This is a genomic window from Streptomyces sp. NBC_01549, from assembly GCF_026339955.1.
Lineage (GTDB): Bacteria > Actinomycetota > Actinomycetes > Streptomycetales > Streptomycetaceae > Streptomyces.
Genome location: NZ_JAPEPW010000004.1, coordinates 65,826 through 82,228 on the forward strand (window position 1 = coordinate 65,826; position 16,403 = coordinate 82,228).

Consider the following 16,403-nt stretch of genomic DNA (forward strand, 5'->3'; position numbering starts at 1 on the left):
GTTGACCCGGAACAGCCCGGTCATTGCGGATCGGCGAGCGTGATCAGACAGAGGTGATGCAGGGCGGCGGGCCCCGCCATCGCGCGGATCACTAGTGGGTGCAAAAAACAAAGAGTTGGAGGTCCGCAGTAGCGTCGAGGGTTTTCCTCGCCGCCTCAGTCCGCCGCCACAGAGTCCACGGATGCCTCACCCGGGTGCGCACCGCGGTACTCCTGGCCCTCGGCGAGACCGCGGCGGTCGATCTCCTGGTGCCCATCGGAGTTTCGGCGGCTCGGTACGGTTCGGCGGCGACGTCAAAGGCTGCGCCGCATGGCCGCCAGTTGGGCCGGGGAGAGGCGTTCGGGCTCGTACTGCTCCATGCGCGTGCTGGCCTTTCGGGAGGGGCGGCCTGGTCAGGGCCCATGGTCGATCGGTCCCCCGGGCGGGGCGGACGGTCCCCGACTGTGTGGCGGGCTATCGGTGTCCGAAGATCGTGCGGTGCCAGTCCTTGCGGCCAGGCGGTGTTGTCGAACATGACGTGCTTGTTCGGCGGGCGGCCGTGCCATGCCATGCCATGCCATGCCATGCCCGGCACACGTGTGCGGCGATTGCCGATCTCGACAGTGGCCTCAGGCCGACACCAGCCGCTCACGTACTGCGGGCGGGCCTGGGCGGCTGTCCCTTCCGGGTGCCGTGTGCGGGGGGGTGCGGAAACGGTGATCACGGCGCTTCTCAGCCGACGTTCCAGAAGAACCGGTGCGTGTGAATCCCGAAGTAGGGGAAGCTCTCCACCTTTGTCACGCCCTCGATGGGACGCACGATGTCGTTGACGAAGTCCAGCAGGTCACGCGGATGGCGACAGACGGCCTCAGCGAACAAGTCGAAGGTGCCAGCGGTCAACACGGCGTAGACGACCTCGTCGTGGCGTGAGAGTTCGTCGGCCACCGCTCGCGGATCGCTGTCGACTCGGAGTCCGAGTAGGGCCATGGCCTGCCCGCCCATCGCCATCGGGTCGGTGACGCCGACGACCTGCACCGCCTTGGTGTCGATCAGCCGCTGCAGCCGTTGCCGGGCGGCCGACGCCGACAGGCCGACCTTCGGGCCGAGATCGGCGTAGGGGATGCGACCGTCGGTCTGCAGCTCGCGCAGGATGGCCCGATCGATGTCGTCCATAAGGACACCTCCTAGATGCGCGAGCAGCTAAGCATGCAATCGATTCATGCGCAATACGTACGGAGCACCGTCGATTCCTCTGTCGCGAAGGTCGAATCAATCGTTCGGATCTTGGAAGCCATATGGCACCGGACGTGGAACCTGCCTCGCCGGCAGCCCTGCCGAAGCCCCGGCCAGGAGGCGCTGCCAAGACCCAGTGATCGACTGGCCACTCACGCTCGGCGCACGACCTGGCGGGTCCGGGCGGGATCGTCATGTCCCCCACGCGTTCCGGCCCCGCAGTTGACGCGGAAGCAGACCGCTTCGAAGGCAGGCAGCCCTGCTCGCCGAGCGAGCCGGGCTGCCGGATGTTCTGGATCGGCAAGGGCCGCACCATGGCCGGGCGGCAGGTGTCGTGGCAGCGCGTTCCGTCTCCCGTCGACGAGGCTCTCGTCGTCGCTCCAACGGGCCTGAACGTGCGGCTCGGCGGTACGACACCGCTCGGAGGGTCGCCGCAGGGCGGGCGTTCCCACGCTGCTTCAAGCCGGGCGTCTTCCTTACACCCTGCTGGCCACTTGGCCCCAAGGGCTCGTCTCTACCTCGGAAAAAGCCCCGAGAAGCTGCACGGGACTCACGGTCGCGGCCACGTCTCCGGAAGACCGTGCCCGCCATCGGCCACGAGGGCCGATCCGGTGACGAACGACGCCGATTCGTGCGCCAGGAACATGACGCAAGCCGCGATCTCGTCCGGTGTGGCACTGCGTCCGATCGGGCCCGCCGCGGCGGCCGCTGCCTCGAACTCCAGCTGGGAGCCTGTCGCAACATAGCCGGGGGCCACGACGTTCACGGTGACGCCGTACGACACCAAGGGCGAGCGCCCGGGACAGCCCCAGCAGCCCTGCCGAACAATGGGAATCCGTCCACTCGTCGGCGGGGAGCTGCCGCGGCTGACGATGCGGGCACCGCCGCGCCCGCGCCACCCGCGCGGGACGCACCTGCCTACCGTCCTGGCCTGGGCGTCCGCCCGGTATGACGCCAGGCCTGCGGAACAGCCCCGAGCATGCCCGTTGATCAGGCCGCCGCGCCAGGAAACTCCAAGATCCACGACAGAGTCAAGCTAGAGGGGGGTGGAAGGAGAGGGGACGAAGGGCACGCCGTGACCGGGCACGATCAGGGCGGGGTTCAGGGCCAGAACCTTCTCGCGGGCGGCGCGCAGTTGGTCGCGGTCGGGTGCGAAGGGGTCGTCGGCCGGGCCTGCGGCGCCCCACCACAGGTGGGTGAGGACCACCAGCCCCTGGTCGGTCGTGGCGATTGTACTGATGTCCTCGGGGGTGTGGCCGGGGGTCGTCATGAGGGTGATGGAGGGGGAGATCGCATAGCCGTCGGCGTCCCTGTCCTCCCAGATGTCGTCGCGGTAGACGGCCATGTGGTCGTGGAAGCGGGCTTCCGGGAAGAGGGCGGCGTTCAGGGTGTGGTCCGGGTGGTGATGGCTGAAGACCACGTCGGTCACCTCCTGGGGCTCGATGCCGAGTTTGGCGAGCGGGCCGAGGATGAGCCGGCGGTCGGCGACCATGCCGGGGTCGACGACGGCCACCGTGTCGTCCTCGGTGAGCAGGGTGACGGTGCTGGCGACGCGGTCGTGGGCGTAGCCGGTGGTCAGGACGTGAAACGCGACGGGCATGATCGGCCCCTGGGGATCTGGTCGTCGTGGGGCACCGCTCGACCGGCCTTTCGGACTTCCCTCAGTGGTTGAGCAGGTCACGAAAGCCGGTGAGCAGGGCGCGCAGGCCGATGTCGAAGGCGTGTGCGGCCCGACTGTGGTCAGTGGGTGTGTGGTCGAGGGCGGTGCTGAGGTGCGGAGTGGCGTCGCGGGCGACGTCGGAAAGCATCACGGGGGGCGCCACGAGGTCGAGAGCGGAGCCGAGGACGAAGCTCTCCAGAGCGGTGATCACTGGCATGACCTGGTGCGCGGGGAAACCGCCTGCGATGAGGAATTCGGCGACCTTCTCGTACATCGTGTGCATGAAGGGTTCGGCGAGTGGTGCGGTGGCGAGGAGGGGGACCGCTCCCGGGTGAGCGGCGAAGGCGGAGAGGTAGGTGCGTGCCCAGTCCTCCAGACCGCTCTCCCAGGGTTGTGACCAGTCCTTGTCGCCACCGGTCGTGAGCACGAGTTCCTCGCGCATGAGGGAGATGATCTCGTCCCGCCCAGACACGTGGTGGTAGAGCGCGGAGGGGGCCACGCCGAGAGCCCTGGCGAGGGCGGGGATGGTCAGGGTGCCCTTCTCGTCCGCCAGTCGCAGTGCTGCGGCACCGATGCGCCGACGGTCGAGCAGGGGGGTGCGTGGCCGTCCCACGGTCGCTCCTCGCTGTTGTGTCGCGGGTCCGCGCCTGCCGGAGTGCACAGCGCTCGCCGTGACCAAAACGTTACTGAATGCCTTTCAGTGAAACTCTTCCCGTCGCCGCGGGCGGCGTCTACATTACCCGAAACCGAACGCCTTTCAATTAAGCGGTCGGGTGAGAGAAGGGCACCGTCACACCCATGCATGCCGACATCGTCTTCACTGGCGGGACCATCCGTACGGGAGCCTTGGGCGCTTCCGTCCACCAGTCCCTCGCCGTCGTCGACGGCCGGATCAGCGCCCTGGGGGCGGCTGCGCTGGCCGCCCGGGGTCCTCGCACCACCGTCGTCGATCTGGTCGGCGGCGCACTGCTCCCCGCCTTCGGCGACAGCCATGTGCATCCGGTGATGGGCGGGCTGGGGCTGCACGGGGTCCCGGTCCGGGACTGCGCAAGCGCCGAGGGCATCGTCGAGGCCGTACGGCACTGGGCCGAAGCGCACCCCGACGCCGAGTGGGTCAGCGGCGACGGCTTCGACCCGTGGCTGGCACCCGACGGCCGATTCGACGCCCGGTGGCTGGACGCCGCCGTCCCCGACCGCCCGGTCGTGCTGCGCACCACGGACCACCACACGGCCTGGGTGAACAGCGAGGCGCTGCGCCGCGCCGGGTACACGGCAAACACCCCCGATCCGGTCGGCGGAGAGATCCTGCGCCGGGACGGAACGACAGAACCCCTGGGCACGCTTCGCGAGTTCGGCGCACTGAGCCCCGTACTCGCCCTGATCCCCCCGGCGTCCCACGAGGCGCAGGTGGCCGCGCTGCGGGAGGCCGCTGCCCGGTTCGCCGCCGCCGGCGTGACCTGGGTGCAGGACGCCTGGGTCGAGCCGCACCATGCCGACGTCTGGATCACCGCCGCGACCACCGAGCCGGGTCTGCCCGTCCGCGCGGATCTCGCCTTCATCCTGGAACCCGACGGCTGGCGCGAGCGGATCGCCCGTTTCGTGGCCGACCGGGACCTGGTGGAGAGCGCGGCGCCCGGACTGCTCACCGCCCTTACCGTCAAATTCTTCGCGGACGGCGTCATCGAGTCGGGCACCGCCGCTCTCCTGGAGCCCTACACGGACTGCGCGCACTCGCACGGTATCGCCAACTGGGCACCTGAAGAACTTGCCGAGGCCGTCACCGCGGTGGACGCGCTCGGGTTCCGGCCGCACATCCACGCCATCGGCGACGGCGGGGTCCGCACCGCCCTCGACGTCATCGAGGCCGCGGCCCAGGCCAACGGCCCCCGCGACCGCCGCCCCGTCATCGCCCACGCCCAGCTGATCCACCCCGCCGACCTGCCACGCTTCGCCGAACTCGGGGTGATCGCCAGCCTCCAGCCGCTGTGGGCCCAGTCGGATCCCCTGATGACCGAGCTCACGCTGCCGAGGATCGGCCCCGAGCGTGGCGGGCGGCAGTACCAGATCGCCGCCCTGCTCGCCTCCGGCGCTCAGGTCTCCTTCGGCAGTGACTGGCCGGTCACCGCCCATGAGCCACTGCGGGGGATCGCCACCGCCGTGACCCGCCAGACGCCCGACGGGACTCCCGACGGCGGCTGGCTTCCTGAGGAGCGGATCGACATCGAGACCGCTCTGACCGCCTACTCCGCGGGATGCGCCCATCAGGCGTTCGAGGAGAAGGAATGGGGCGTCCTGCGCCCCGGCATGCGCGCCGATCTGGTGCATCTCGCCGCCGACCCGGTCGAGACCGCACCCGCCGCGCTCGCGGGCCTGCCCGTCCTGGGCACCTGGCTCGCCGGTCGGCCCACCCACCAAGCCGACACTTCCGCACACGTTCCCGCCGGGAGACGATAGCCGTCCGTCGTCGCCCCGACCGGCCCGCGTGTCCGGGACACCCCCTCACTCCCTCGATCACACGTATCACGCGGAGACCTTCCATGACCGACCCTCAAGTTCCCACCGCAGCCCAACCCCGATCCCCGCAGCCCGCGGGGCCCGAGACAAGCCCTCACCTCCAGCGCGGCACTCTCGGCGTCGCCGACATCGTCTTCTTCGTCGCCGCTGCGGCCGCCCCGCTCACCGTGATGGCCGGTGTCGCACCCCTCGCCATCCTCTTCGGCGGCATCGGTGCCCCGGCCGCCTATGTGGGCGTCGGGGTGGTGCTGTGTCTGTTCGCGGTCGGCTTCACTGCGATGACGCCGTACATCCGCAACGCCGGAGCGTTCTACTCCTACATCGCCCGCGGTCTCGGGCGCCCTGCCGGGCTCGGCGCGGCGCTGGTGGCGCTGTTCTCCTACAACGCCCTGCAGATCGGCGTGTTCGGGGCCTTCGGCTTCTTCTCCGCCTCCACCATGAACGACCTCCTCGGCATCGACCTGCCCTGGCCGGTGTACGCCTTCGCGGGGGTAGCCGTCGTGTGGTTCCTCGGCTTCCGCTCGATCAACTTCGGGGCCAAGGTCCTGGCCGCCCTCCTTGTGGCCGAGACCGCGATCCTGGTGCTGCTCGCCGGCGCGATCCTGATCAAGGGCGGGGCGCATGGGCTGAGCCTGGACTCCTTCGCTCCCTCCAACGTCTTCACCTCGAAGATGAGCGGTCCGCTGGGCCTCGCCGTCGCGGCCTTCATCGGCTTCGAGGCCACCGCCATCTACCGTGAAGAAGCCCGCGACCCCGACCGCACCGTGCCCCGCGCGACCTACCTGGCCGTGGGCTTCCTCGGCCTCTTCTACACCTTCATCGTCTGGGTCATCATCCAGGCCTTCGGCAGCGACCAGGTGGCCGGGGCAGCCGCACAGAACCCCGCCGAGTTGTTCTTCACCGCCATGACCCGCTACGTCGGCACCTGGGCCACCGACCTCGAGCGCATCCTGATCATCACCAGCCTGCTGGCCGCGCTGCTCTCCTTCCACAACGCCATCACCCGCTACGCCTACGCGCTGTCCGCCGAACGGGTCGCTCCCGCCGCCCTGGGCAAGGTCCACTCGCGCCACGGCTCGCCGTGGGTCGCCGGCATCGCCCAGAGCGTCCTGGCCGTCGTGGTCGTCGCCGTCTTCGCCGCGATCGGCGTCCACCCCTACAACCAGTTTTTCCTCTGGGTGAACACCCCCGGCGTGGTCGGGATCCTGGTCCTGCAGGCCGTGGCGGCCTTCGCCGTGGTGGCCTTCTTCCGCCGCAACCCCGCCACGCGGGGCGAGGGACGCCTGCGCACCCTGGTCGCACCAGCATCCGCAGGCATCCTCCTCACCCTGACCACGGGGCTGGTTTGCAAGCGCCTCGATCTGTTCACCGGCGCTGGTCCGGTCGTCAACTGGACGCTTGCCGCGCTCACCCCGGCCCTGTTCCTGACCGGCGTGTTCGTCGCCCTCCGCATCCGCCGCACCAGGCCCGACGTCTACGCCAAGCTCGCCAGCACCGACATCGACTGACCGACGCCGCCGGATCCCGCCACACGGAGGCGGCTTCCCGCCCCGGCGGACCATTCCGTCCCGCGTCGCCTCCGCCGTACCGGGCACCACGCCCGCTGCCCCACATCCGACCACGAGACGGTGCATCCTCATGATCCTCGGGCGCCACAGGAAGCCGGCTCCCCGCCTGGCGGCCGAACTCGACGACACAGAACTGGGCACGGTGTGCCGCCGGCTCACCGGGCGGGGCGCCGGACACACCCGTGTCCTGGTCGCCCCCCTCGTGCAGCGCCTGCTCGACGACGCCGGTGACGACTGGGACCGCCGGGCACACCGACTCGCGGTCCTGACCGCGTCCACGCGCCCGAGCACCCAGCGGTCCTGGGCGCAGCACGACTCCAGGCACTCCGACGCACACACCCTGTTCGCCTGGGGAGCCATGGCACGCGGCACCCGCACACCACCGCGCGACGCCGAGTTCGACGAGGCCGTCGGAGCCTGCGTGACGGCGGCGCGTCTGCGGCCGCACGACCCCAATCCGTGGGTGGTGCGGCTCGGCCTGCTGCGGCAGCGGCGACGGCCTCGCACCGAGGTCTTCCCCGTGTGGCGGGAAATCGCCGCCCGAGACCCGTGGCACCGCGAAGCCCACGTGCAGATGTACGGCTACCTGTCGCCCCGCGAATGCGGCTCCCACGCCCAGTCCATGGAGTTCGTCGACCGGGCACAGGCCGCGATTCCCGCCACGGCCCCGGCAGCCGGCCTTCCCCTCATGGCGCTGATCGACCGCTACCACGCAGCCCTGTCGCGGGAAGGAGTCCATGGACTGATGGCGGACCGCCTGTGGGACGGGCCGGAGGCATCCCGCGTCCTGGACCGGGCTCTGCAAGAGTGGACCCCGGCGGGACAACTGAGGCACGCGGCGGCCCTCGCCGACCTCAACCTCCTGGCCTACGCCCTCACCGCTGCCCGGGACCCGGCCCGTGCCGCCACGGTTTTCGGGGCCGTCGCCGGTGTGGTCACCCCCCACCCCTGGGGCCACGGCGGCCATGACCCCGTCCTGACCTTCACCCATGCCCAGCGGCGAGCCGACGCGACACGATGACCGTCCTGCCCGCCCCGCGTGGACGCGACCACCGCCGCGCCCATCGCACCGACTCCCCAGCCCGCTCGACCCTTGGTGGTAATCGATGACGCGTTTTCAGGACCGAGTAGCCATCGTCACGGGAGCCGGCGCCCCCGACGGCATCGGTGCCGCGGTCGCCCGCGCCCTCGTCGAGGAGGGCGCCCGTGTCGTCCTGGGCGCGATGTCCGAGCGGGTGCGCCAGCGAGCGGCGGAACTCGGCCCCGCCGCCGTCGGCGTGGTCGCCGACCTCACCGTCGACGGCGCTGCGAACGCCCTGGTGCAGGCCGCCCTGGAACGCTGGGACCGCATCGACGTACTCGTCAACAACGCCGGCATGACATCCGTGACGTCGGGCTGGGACGCCGCCGACGACGTCGCCCGCCTCTCCCTGACCGGCTGGAACGCGGCCCTGGCCCGCAACCTGACGACCTCCTTCCTAATGTGCCGCGCCGTGACGCCGGCCATGACAGCGGCCGGGTACGGACGCATCGTGTCGATCGGCTCCACCACCGGCACCGTCAACGCGATGCCGGGCCAGGCCACCTACACGGCCGCGAAGGCGGGCTTGGTGGGGCTGTCCCGCGCTCTTGCTCTCGAGACCGTCGGCAACGGCGTCACCGTCAACGTCGTGGCCCCCGGTTATGTGACGACCGGCTCCCAGCTGGAGTTCGAGGCGGCCGCGGCCGCTGCGGGTCCCTTCGGGCGCAGCGGAACCCCGGACGAGATCGCGGCATGTGTCCTGTTCCTGGCGCACGAGTCGGCATCGTTCGTCACCGGATCGGTGTTGGTCGCCGACGGCGGGCACGGTCTTCCCGAGACCTGGCCGCGCCCTTGACGACGCCGGCGTCGGCCGGGATCCGGCACGGTCCGTGCGCGGCACCCGCCCACTGCTGTACGTGATTCGGCGCAACATCGGCTTCGGCATGGATCAGTGCTTGATAGGCCATCAGCAGAGCGAAGATCGCCTGCTTGAGGCGGGGGAGCTGCGTATGCGCAGCACTCGCTGGTCGAGGGTCGTGGCTGTCAACGACAAGTGGCAGGTTTCGCCTGCCAGTTCACGCATCAGACTGTCTGCGTGCTGTCAGGCGGAGTCAGAAGAGAAGAGCCACCAACGCCATGTGATGTCGTACCGGACCGCCTGTCCGGCATCGACCTACCCGTCCCGATCAACACACTCACCTGCCGCCCCCTCCTCATGGGCGTGGGGTCCCACCCAAATACTCGTGCGGTTCCGTCGGTGCCGCTAGAAGGCCGATGAAGATGTTGGGTTCTGGCCCTGACGCGTGAGCGGCAGGGCCAGACTCGTTTGTGTGGCGATGGGCGAGTGGGTCGGGGAGACGGTTGGGCCGGGTGTATGGGAGACCTGCCGGGAGTTGATCCCGGCGGGGAGCGTGTTCGCTTTCCTGGCCGAGCATCGCGGTGCGCTGTTTCCGGCATAGATGTTCGCGGACATGTACCCGTCGGCGAACGGGCGGCCGAGCATGCCGCCGCGGATCCTGGCCGCCGCGATCACGCTGCAGGCCCTGCACGGGCTGTCGGATTTCGAGACGGTCCAGGAGCTGCGGTGTGACCTGCGGTGGAAGGCCGCGTGTGGGCTGGGTCTGCATGACATGGCGTTCGACCCGTCGCTGCTGGCCTACTTCCGCCGCCGTCTGTCCCGCTCCGCCCGGCCCAACAGGGTCTTCGAGGCGGTGCGCGAGGTCGTGAAGGCCACCGGTGTCCTCAAAGGCAAGCACCGCCGGGCGATGGACTCCACCGTGCTGGACGATGCGGTCGCCACCCAGGACACCGTCACCCAGATCATCGCCGCCGTCCGCGCGGTGATCCGCGAGGTCCCCGGCGCCGGGACAATCGCCGCTGCCCAGTGCAGCGCGCATGACTACAACGGCCCTGGCAAACCCCGCATGGCCTGGAACGACGAACAGGCCCGCGCCCAGCTGATCGACGCTCTGGTCAGCGACGCGCTGCGGCTGCTCGGGCACCTGCCCGAGCAGGAACTGGGCGAGAAGGCGGCGATCGCGGTGGGCACCCTGGCTCTGGTCGCCGGCCAAGACGTGGAGCCGGCCGAGGACTCCGACGGGCGTGACGGCCGCTGGCGCATCACCCGGGGCACCGCCCCGGGCCGCATGGTCTCCACCGTCGACCCCGAAGCCCGGCACGTGCACAAGACCCGCACTCACCGGCAGGACGGCTACAAGGCCCACCTGGCCACCGAGCCCGAGACCGGCTTATATACAGCCGTCGCCCTGCGGCCCGGGGCCGGCGCCGAGCACCATGAGGCCACCGTCGGCCTTGACCTGCTTGCCGACGAGGACATCCCGGTGGACGCCTTCGGGGACACCGCCTACTCCACCGGCGAGGTCCGCCACACCTTGCAGCAGGCCGGGCACCGGCTGTTCTTCAAGCCGGCTCCGCTACGGCCCGCCGTCCCCGGCGGTTTCACCCTCGACGACTTCGACATCGACACCACAACCGCCACCGTGACCTGCCCCGCCGGGCACACCGTCCCGCTATCGGATCCCGGCGGGCAGCACCTCCAGCGCAAGGCCGTCTTCGGGATCTGTGCACCGGATGTCGCCTGCGCGAGCAGTGCACCAAAGCCAAGGCCGGACGCATCCTGACCATCCGGCCTCACCACGACCTGCTTGCCTCCGCCCGCCGCCAGACCGCCCAGGACACCGGCTGGCAGGCCGACTACCGCCGTTGGCGACCACCGGTCGAACACGCGCCGTCGCCTGGCTCGTCCACCACGGCAACCGGCGCCTCCGCTACCGCGGCACCCTCAAGAACAACGCCTGGCTCCACACCCGAGCCGCCGCCCTCAACCTCCGCCGACTGATCACCCTCGGGCTCACCCGATCCAACGGCGCCTGGGCACTCTCACCGGCTCACGCATAACCAACAGGGGCTGCCCGGCCTGCGGCCGGACAGCCCCCAACAGCAAGATCTTCATCGGCCTTCTAGCACCACAGGTGTCGTGATGCATAGACTCACCTACCGAGTCGCTGAGCTGCATCAACGTGAGACAGACCCCACGGCAACAGCCTCGACCCCCAGAGAATCGACGTCCTCCTTGTCGGCCTGCACCATCGGGTAGCCGCCCGGGGTGGGCTGTACCGGCAGCCGCTCCAGCAGACTCGCGTCGGACAGGATGACGCCGCACGGGTGCATGGCGTAGCCGCGGGGCAGCGCGTCCAGTCCCTCGGCCAGCTCCCACAGCGGCCCGAACTCCCCCGCCCGAGCGGCAAGTCCGCGCAGTTCCGGCAGCTCGGCCAGGGCTCCGCGGATGTCCCGCGCGCGAATGTGCGGGAACGACTTGGCGATCTCGTCCACGACCTGCGGGGCCAGCCCAAGGGCCAGGCCGGTGTCACGCAGGGCGTGGCGAGCCCGGTAGGTCTCGGGCATGCCGGTGACCGCGACCCGGTCGCGCCCGAACCTTTCAATGATCTTGTCGTAGACATCCAGGCGCCGGGCCGACTCCACATCCAGGTCAATGTCCGGAAGCGAGGTCCGCCGCTCACTCAGAAAGCGTTCGAACAACAGCCGGTGCTCGATCGGATTGGCCGTGGCCACGAACAGGCTGTGGTTGACCATGGACCCGGCACCGGAGCCACGCGCGGCGACCCGGATTCCCATCGCCCGTACATCCGCCACGACCTGCGCGACCGCGAGGAAGTACGCCTCGAACTTCAGGCGGCCGATCACGTCCAACTCGTAGTTCAGCTGCCGCACGGACTGGTCGTCGGTGTCCAGGCCACGGGCGACCATCCCCGCCTCGCACCGCTGCCGCAGCAGCCGTATCGCCGACCCGGGCTCTGGGCCTGCGCCCACGACGGACGGCTCGGGGAAATGCGGACGTCCCAGCCCCAGGTCGGCCGGGGTGAGGGTGCAGGACTGCGCTGTCGCCTCTGTGTCAGCCAGCAGCCGGGCTGCCCGCTCGCGGCTGGCGCCGGCGGCTTCCGCGATCGCCACGGCGGCCGCCGTCATGGTCGCCGGGTCTTTCAGCCAGCGCTCCCCGCCGTCCAGGTGCCGGCGGTCGATCGGCCGCAGCAGTCGCGCCGCATCGAGGACATCGGCGAGCCGGTGCTGGACGGGATCGGTGTATCGGACCGCGTTGGTCAACACTGCGGCCACCCCCAGTTGGTCGGTCAGGCCCACGGTCCGCGCGGCCAGGCGCAGTGATCCGGGCCCGGTGCCCTGCCGCCCCAGCCACAGCGTTTCCAGCCGCAGTCGCGGTCCGGCCAGCTCACGCCACGGCTCCAGCAGCTGTTTGGCGAGGTCTGGGCGTCCCGCCGACAGGGCCCGCACGGGCTCGGAGGCCGGCCCGAGCATCACCACCAGGTCCTGCCCGGCGTACTCGCGCAGCACCGTCCACGACACGACCAGCAGGCCTCCATCGGCCTGGGCGTGCGCGGCAGACACCAGACGGCACAGCCGCGCCCACCCCGCCTTGTTCTGGGCGAGCAGCGTGATACGCAGCGGCGGCTCGATCACGTGCGCCCCTCCGCGCACCGGAGTACGTGCCCGCTCCCTCCGCGGGGCCGACGGCTGGAGGGGGGCGACAGCGACGTCGACACCGAACACAGGGCGGACTCCAGCGGCCACGGCGGCTTTGGCGAAGCGGACTGTGCCGGCAACGGTGTCCCGATCGGTCAGCGCCAGCGTCGTCATTCCGCGCTCCACCGCGCGCTGGACCAGGACGTCGGGCAGGGCGGCGCCGTAGCGGGCTGAGTAGCCGGAGGCGGTGTGCAGATGAGTAAATCCATGGCCCCACACCTCCTGTCACTCGCGTGCCCCCTGCCTGACCTGCGTCTCTTTAGGTGTCCACCATAACTCAGAATTCGAGCAAACGTTCGAACTGGTGTGTTCGGGCGTGTCCGGCGGCAGGGGCTTCCTGCTGTGACCGTTCGCGCTAGTTGGCGGATGTTCACGGAGTTGGCGGATCCGCTGTCGATGGCGTCCCGCCGGGTGATGTTGGCCGTGAAGATCTGCGCAGCGGGGCTGGCGTTGGCGAGCGCCGTAGGGTTCGACATAACCGATCGACGCCCTGATCGTGATGGCGTTAGCTGGTCGGCATGCCAGAACTGCGTACCAATCGTCTCCTGCTCCGCCGGTGGCGGGAGTCCGACCTCGAACCGTGGGCGGCGATGAACGCCGATCCCGAAGTCCGAGAACACCTGGGGGAACTGCTGACGCGGGAGCAAAGCGATGCCACGGTGGCACTCATGCAGGCCAAGTTCGACGAGCGAGGTTTTGGGTGGTGGGCGCTCGAAGCACGGGAGACTGGTGAGTTCATCGGCCGCGCCGGCTTGGACGAGGTGGGCGAGGACATGCCGTTCGCGGGGGTGGACATCGGGTGGCGGTTGATGCGTTCGGCGTGGGGTCACGGTTACGCCACCGAGGCCGCCCTGGCCTGCCTGGCCTTCGGCTTCGATGCCCTCGGGCTGCCGGAGGTCGTTGCGTCGACGACCGTCAACAACCTTCGTTCCCAGGCAGTGATGCGCCGGATCGGCATGACCCGGGACCCGGCCGACGACTTCGAGGATCCGAGTGCGCCCAAAGGGCCGCTTCGCCAGTGTGTGCTGTACCCGACCCACCGCAGAGAAGCCCACGGGCTACACCCCGCGGCGGATACGACCCCGCTGTCGACGATCACATGAGCTGCGGTTTCCCCTGGGAATCCGGATGCTTCGGCCGCAGACTCGCCAACTACCGCGAACAGCACCCGCCAACTGTGGTGAACAGAAACGCCGTGACCTGCAAGGAAGCCCCACCTCATCCGCCAACTAGCGTGAACGGTCACACCTGCGTTGGCTGAACCAGCGCGAGGCGACGTGTACGCGCCGGCGATCTGAGGCGTCGTAAATTGCCGCTCGCTGGAGGGGCATACGCCTCTAAGGTGGCGCAATGGCACGTTCATGGACCCGACTGCACGAGCACCTCGGCCACCCTTCCGGCCCTCTCACGTACGACATGATCGCCACCGCCGTGGCCGACAAGCTCGCCGAGAGCGACGACCTCGACTGGAAGGGGGCGCTGCCGACCTTCGCCCCCAAGCCGGGACTGTGGAACGAATTCGCTAAGGACGTCGCCGCGATGGCGAACGCCCGGGGTGGGCTGCTCGTGTACGGGGTCAGCGACCAGATCGACCTGGTCGGTGTCAACCTGGCGGCAGCCGACAAGAAGCAGATGCTCAGCGCCGTCCGCAACGGCATCCAGCCGTACATCTCCGGTGTCGACTTCATCGACCTGCCCGCGCCGGGCGGCAAAGGCCCGGACGTCCTGGTCGTCGACGTCCCGCCCAGCGAGATGGCGCCCCACTTCCAGTACGGCTGGGAGCAGAAGGACAAGGACCGGGTCACCTTTAACGCCCCGTACCGGATCAACGACGACACCTTCTACATGACCGAGCACCAGGTCGCCCGCGCCTACCGGGAACGCTTCGCCCGGCAGAACGCGGCCGAGGCCCATCTCAAGGCCTGCCTGGCGGGGACGACCGAGGTCGTCCTCAACGAGTCCGAGGGGTCGCCAGCCTGGCTGATCATCGCCGCTCGGCTTGCCCGCCCAGTCCCGCGCATGGCGCCCACGCCCACCCGCTTGGAGGCGAAGGACGTCCTGCTGAAGGCCGTGAAGACGGCCGCCCGCGTCAAGGACGCCTTCGCCGGACCGGCGGTCCTGTCCGATGTCCTGAACAACGACATGCGGGTCGGGCTGCGCCGGTGGGTCGACTCCAGCTTCCTCGTCCCCGACCGCCGCACCAGCAGCCGCGGCGTCATGGTCGAACTCCACCACGACGGAACCGTGACCGTCAGCGTCGACCTCAGCCACGGTTTGGGCCACGGCGGCGGGATCGCGGTCAACACCCAGGTCCTGCGAATCGTGGTGCTGGAGGCCGTCGCCGTGGCCGACGCGTTCCGCCAGCACCTCGCTCCCGACAGCCCAGTTGACATCACCGCTACCGTCGCCACGGCGAACACGGATCACCGCCTGCTGCCCATCGGCAACGGCTACGGCCAGTTCGCACTGCTCCCGGACGCGCGGCACCCCAGACGGTTTCTGCCCGCCTCCACCGGGCTTGCCCCCAACGCCGATGCCGAAGCGCTGCGGGAGTGTGCGCACGAGCTCGCCACTGGCCTACTCCACCAATTCGGGATCGAGCTGCATCGCTGAGCCCGGTCGCCTGGTGGATCAGGTCGTCTCAGGTGAGGTTGCGTGACGCGATCAGCCGGTTGGTGAGCTCTACCGTGGCCAGGTACCACCAGAAGATCCAGTCGAGGAACGCTTCGTCGTACTCGCGTTGCTGACCGGCATTGCTGTGTCGCAGATCGAAGCTGTTGGCGATCTGGAACAGGGCGCCTTCGTCCTTCTTGTGGAGGTGCTCTTTGATCAGGGCACGGCGTTCCTCGAGGATGCGGGCGAGGTTGAAGATCGCCGATCTCTTGCTCTCAGCCGATGTGTCACGTCCTCGGAAGAGCGCGATGGCGTGGCGAACGCCGGCGGTAGTGTCGGGCGGACTGTCATTGAGGGCGCGGTGCACCAGCTGGCTGCGGGCATCGTCAGTGACGGCGACCAGGCGCCCGAGGTCCTCGCCTTCCGCGGCAAGTTCGTACTCGATGCCAGCCGAGCGCAGCAGCTGGTTGACCTTCCACCGGTACAGGGTGCGTGCCGGACCGTTGTGGAACTCCGAGTGGTGCCATCCGCAGCCGCTGTAGGGGTGGTAGCGCCGCATGCGGGGGCGGCTCACCAGGTCGTGGAACACCTCGATCAGCCCGTAGAAGGTGTCTTCGTCCCACGTTTCCGGTATCAGAGGCCACAGATCAGGGATGCCCAGGCGCCTGTCGATCACCTCGGAAGCGTCGGGCAGCTCGCTGTCATCGTCGACGCAATCCTCGCCGAATACCTCAACCAGGTAGCCGCCGTCGGCGAACTCGCCGATGAGCCGCGCGAAATCACGTCGGGTGTCCCTCGCGGTGCTGCCGTCGTGGGCGAGCCCGTTGCCATGGCGCTGCGGCCAGTACGGCCGTGGCGCGACCGCATGCCTGAGCTCGGGCGCCCGGCTGATGAGCTCCGTGAACCAGTCGTGCTGGTCCATCACCTTGGTGCCCCAGCCGGTGGCCGTGGTTGCCCAGGGATCGTCTGTTGGCGCGGTGTGGTTGGGCGGGTCCTCGAAGTCGGCGACTGCGGTTGTGCCGGCCAGAGCCTCCGTCAGGAGCCATTTCGCCCGGTCCTGCCAGGAATCCGTGGACCGGAGGATGCGCTCGCCCTCGGACACGAACAGCGATGTGGGCCAGAGGAGTTCGTAGTTGCTCAAGTCCAGACTCACCGCAACATCATCGCCCATCAGGGTGTGTCCCGCCCCTGAGTAATGAATTGCCGTCTCAGTCCCGGATGAGCTCCTGGAACTGGG

The 16,403-nt window shown here is 69.5% G+C and carries 11 protein-coding genes and 2 pseudogenes; 7 read left to right on the top strand and 6 right to left on the bottom strand.

The features are described 5' to 3' along the window. Positions 1–711 precede the first annotated feature (711 nt). The 4 genes from OG819_RS50770 to OG819_RS50785 form a co-directional block, all read right to left on the bottom strand. Complete coding sequence (locus OG819_RS50770; protein WP_266656658.1) at positions 712–1,152, bottom strand: Lrp/AsnC family transcriptional regulator; 441 nt, start codon at positions 1,150–1,152, stop codon at positions 712–714. A 610-nt stretch (positions 1,153–1,762) separates the two neighbouring features. Continuing rightward, positions 1,763–2,236, bottom strand: coding sequence for an SDR family oxidoreductase (locus OG819_RS58905; RefSeq protein ID WP_323139466.1), 474 nt, complete (start codon positions 2,234–2,236; stop codon positions 1,763–1,765). A gap of 12 nt (positions 2,237–2,248) precedes the next feature. After that, entirely contained in the window at positions 2,249–2,812 is a 564-nt protein-coding gene (locus OG819_RS50780) for an MBL fold metallo-hydrolase (RefSeq protein WP_266656660.1), read from the bottom strand. A 61-nt stretch (positions 2,813–2,873) separates the two neighbouring features. Further along, a complete protein-coding gene (locus OG819_RS50785; RefSeq protein WP_266656662.1) occupies positions 2,874–3,485 on the bottom strand; it encodes a TetR/AcrR family transcriptional regulator C-terminal domain-containing protein in 612 nt (203 codons plus the stop codon). Between the two features lie 185 nt (positions 3,486–3,670). On the opposite strand from OG819_RS50785, the gene OG819_RS50790 reads away from it, so the two are divergent. From OG819_RS50790 to OG819_RS50810, 5 genes and pseudogenes are all read left to right on the top strand, one after another. Then, positions 3,671–5,326, top strand: a complete 1,656-nt coding sequence (locus OG819_RS50790; RefSeq protein WP_266656664.1) for an amidohydrolase — start codon at positions 3,671–3,673, stop codon at positions 5,324–5,326. Positions 5,327–5,409: 83 nt separating this feature from the next. Further along, on the top strand, positions 5,410–6,894 hold the full coding sequence (locus OG819_RS50795) for an APC family permease (RefSeq protein ID WP_266656666.1): 1,485 nt from the start codon (positions 5,410–5,412) through the stop codon (positions 6,892–6,894). Positions 6,895–7,024: 130 nt separating this feature from the next. Beyond that, positions 7,025–7,975, top strand: a complete 951-nt coding sequence (locus OG819_RS50800; protein WP_266656668.1) for a hypothetical protein — start codon at positions 7,025–7,027, stop codon at positions 7,973–7,975. 85 nt (positions 7,976–8,060) lie between these two features. Then, complete coding sequence (locus OG819_RS50805; RefSeq protein WP_266656670.1) at positions 8,061–8,831, top strand: SDR family oxidoreductase; 771 nt, start codon at positions 8,061–8,063, stop codon at positions 8,829–8,831. A gap of 481 nt (positions 8,832–9,312) precedes the next feature. Beyond that, positions 9,313–10,894: pseudogene (locus OG819_RS50810) on the top strand (IS1182 family transposase). A gap of 150 nt (positions 10,895–11,044) precedes the next feature. On the opposite strand, the pseudogene OG819_RS50815 reads toward OG819_RS50810, so the two are convergent. After that, a pseudogene (locus tag OG819_RS50815) lies at positions 11,045–12,772 on the bottom strand (PHP domain-containing protein); the annotation flags it as partial. A 299-nt stretch (positions 12,773–13,071) separates the two neighbouring features. Here OG819_RS50815 and OG819_RS50820 point away from each other — a divergent pair. Both OG819_RS50820 and OG819_RS50825 read left to right on the top strand, forming a co-directional pair. After that, entirely contained in the window at positions 13,072–13,656 is a 585-nt protein-coding gene (locus OG819_RS50820) for a GNAT family N-acetyltransferase (RefSeq protein WP_266656672.1), read from the top strand. Positions 13,657–13,903: 247 nt separating this feature from the next. Further along, positions 13,904–15,166, top strand: coding sequence for an ATP-binding protein (locus OG819_RS50825; RefSeq protein ID WP_266656677.1), 1,263 nt, complete (start codon positions 13,904–13,906; stop codon positions 15,164–15,166). A gap of 28 nt (positions 15,167–15,194) precedes the next feature. Here the strand turns inward: OG819_RS50825 and OG819_RS50830 are convergent, their stop codons facing one another. Then, entirely contained in the window at positions 15,195–16,337 is a 1,143-nt protein-coding gene (locus tag OG819_RS50830) for a hypothetical protein (RefSeq protein WP_266657418.1), read from the bottom strand. Positions 16,338–16,403: the final 66 nt, after the last annotated feature.